At 64.3% G+C, this 2749-nt stretch carries 1 protein-coding gene and 1 pseudogene; both read right to left on the bottom strand.

Annotated features, from left to right (window positions below):
• Nucleotides 1-335, bottom strand: a pseudogene (locus tag VGD20_RS12020) (dipeptide epimerase); the annotation flags it as partial.
• A gap of 44 nt (nucleotides 336-379) precedes the next feature.
• Nucleotides 380-2566, bottom strand: coding sequence for a TonB-dependent receptor (locus VGD20_RS12015; protein ID WP_331134672.1), 2187 nt, complete (start codon nucleotides 2564-2566; stop codon nucleotides 380-382).
• Between the last annotated feature and the right edge of the window lie 183 nt (nucleotides 2567-2749).

Raw genomic sequence — 2749 nt, 5'->3', positions numbered from 1 at the left:
ACCGGCCGCCGCGCCAATCGCGATTCGAGGTCCCAGAGCGCGCAATCGACGGCATTGCGCGCTCCGCCCGCCGGAAGAAGCCGCGCGATGTCCGCTCGACCCGCGCCGTTCTCGATCGCATCGCGGACAGTTTCGATTGCCGCGCCAAGGCTCTCGGGGTTGTCGCCGTGATAATAGACCCCGGCCGCTTCGCCGCGTCCGGCCAACTCCCCTTCCCGGATCGTCACTTCGACAACGCCGATGCGGGACATGACATGTCCTGCGATCGTCACGGGATAGGCCATGTTCCAATACTGGCAGGCTGTTTCAAGAACCCTCGGCGCGCGGTCGTTCATATATGCCCCTTCCTCCGGCGCCGCGCGACGCGGCGCCGCCTCGCCTAGAAGCGCGCGTCGAGCGACAGGCCGACGGTTCGCGGCTGGACCGGGACGAGCAGGGTCGAGGAGCCCGCATCGGGATCGAAGAAGGTCGTATAGGCGCGCTCGTTCAGCAGGTTGCGCACGAATATGCGGCCCGTGATCGGCCCTGTGGTCAGCCCGACATGGGCATCGACGATCGACTGCGACGGTATGCGCACCGTGCTCGCGATGCTTTCGAGACCCGTGAGCGAGGCGCCGCGGTAACGATAGCTCGCGCCTGCCGACAATTCGTTGTCGTCGCCGAGCGGGACGCTGTATTCGGCCGAAAGCGCCGCGGTCCAGCGGGCCGCATCGGGCAGCCTGTCGCCGTCCCGTGCACCGAGCGCCGGCACATCGCTATCGAGCCGTGCATCGGTGTAGGATGTGTTTGCCGATACTCGCAGGCCGCGAGCCGGGCGGACTTGCAGGCTCGCTTCGAAACCGCGGCTGCTTGCCTTGCCGCCGTTCGCCGTCGAGCTACCGGTCGGGAGGGTAATCGGGACCTGAATGTCCGACCAGGCGATATAGTAGGCCGAGAGATCATAGTCGACAAGCCCGCCCAGCAGCGAGCCCTTGTAGCCGACCTCATAGTTGGTCAGCCGGTCCGACGCATAGGAATCGGGCGCTCCGATCAACGGGGCGTTCGGCCCGCCCGGGCGGTAGCCACTCGCAATGCGGGCATAGAGGGTCGAGGTCCCGTTCGGGCGGAAGCGCGCGCTCGCCGACCAGGTCGTGACATCGTCGCTGGATTTCAGCGCGGTGCGGCTGAACCCGCCGAACACCGGGCCGTCGATATCCTGCACATAGTCCTGACTGTTGTGGCTGAAGCGGATGCCGCCGGTAATGTCGAATGCGGGGCTGAACTTGTAGGTGGCATTGCCGAATGCCGCATATTCGCGGTAACTCGTCGGCCAGTGGACGGTGGCGAAGGGGTCGAGCGAGAAGATCGGCGTCCCGTCCGGATTCTGCGCACTGAGCATCTGGCGGTTGAGCACATCTTCATCGGTGTAGAAACCGCCGACGAGCCATTCGAAGCGGTCGCTCTTCGGCGAGGCGATGCGCAGTTCCTGCGTGAACTTGTTGAGCTTCACATCGAGTGTGAAAGCCGACAAGCCATCGGCCGGCGCGGCCGGGTCGAAATCGGGAAAGAGCGGCCCGTAGAGAGCGGATTCATCGACCACGGAAATATTGCGCGAGCGCGACCAGCTGGTGGCACTGGTGACGGTCGCAAAATCGACGTCCCAGTCCGCGCTGACGGCATAGTAGCGCAGCTTCTGACTATAGGGCTCGGCCAGCGCGTGGGCGCGGCTGTACTTGCCGATCGTCGGCTCGAGTGTCACCGCGTCGAGCTGGATCGCAGCATTGCCGTCGGATTCGATATCCTGAAGCATGGCGGATGCCTTGACCGTGAGGCGGTCCGTCGCTTGCCAGAAGATGGCGGCCCGGCCGCCCTTCTGCACCGAGCCGTTCTCGTTGCGGATGCCGAGCGCGGGGTTGTCGATCCAGCCCGCATTGTCCTGATAGAAGCCACTTACCCGGACGGCGAGCGTGTCGGCAATGAGTGGCACGTTGACCATGCCGCGCGTGCCCCAGCCAAGGCGACCCGAATTGGCGATGCTCTCGATACCGCCGCCGGCCCGCATTTCGAGATCGCCGGGATCGGCCGCCCGGAGCACATATTTCAGGAGACCGCCCATGGTGCTTGCGCCATAGAGCGTGCCTTGCGGACCGCGCAGAACTTCGAGGCGGTCGAGATCATAGGGCATGAGATCGAGCTGAAAGGACGAACCGCGCGCAAAACCCGAGCTGGTCCCGAGCGGGGTATCGTCGAGATAGGTCCCGACGAGCGCGCCGCCCGAACCCGTCGAGATGCCGCGCAATACGATCGACGTCTTGCCCGGCGTGCCGCCGCTGTTCACGGCCAGGCCGGGGATATGCGTCGCAAAATCGGCGAGGCTGCGGCTCCCCGAGGCTTCGAGCATGTCCCCGCTCAGCACGCTGATCGAGGCCGGAACATCGCGGAGCCGCTCCTCGCGCTTCTGCGCGGTGACCACAATTTCATCACCCGACACGCCATCGCCGGCCGGCTCCTGGGCGACGGCGGGCACGGCCAGCAGTGCTGCGGCGCCGGCCATAAACAGGATACCCGGGGTTTTGCCGTCGCTCATTTTTATATACTCCCATTGCCGATCGCTCTAGACGGGCTTGTGGTTTCAAAATCTGAATTTTGCAATGAATTAATTCAAAAATTGAATAATCTGGAGATGGCGGCCGACCGATGGGCAGCAAGAGATTGAAAAAGAAGGATGATCCTGGAGGGCCTGCGGCGCAGCTACGCGCCCTTCGTCTCG

Origin of the sequence: Sphingopyxis sp., assembly GCF_036402335.1 — a bacterium.
Lineage (GTDB): Bacteria > Pseudomonadota > Alphaproteobacteria > Sphingomonadales > Sphingomonadaceae > Sphingopyxis.
The sequence above is the reverse complement of the archived record's forward strand: the minus strand, read 5'-3'. Positions and strand labels throughout refer to the sequence as shown.

What these genes read in the sequence shown, in the direction of transcription:
- VGD20_RS12015 (WP_331134672.1), bottom strand. Translation starts at nt 2,566, where the DNA reads ATGAGCGACGGCAAAACCCCGGGTATCCTGTTTATGGCCGGCGCCGCA.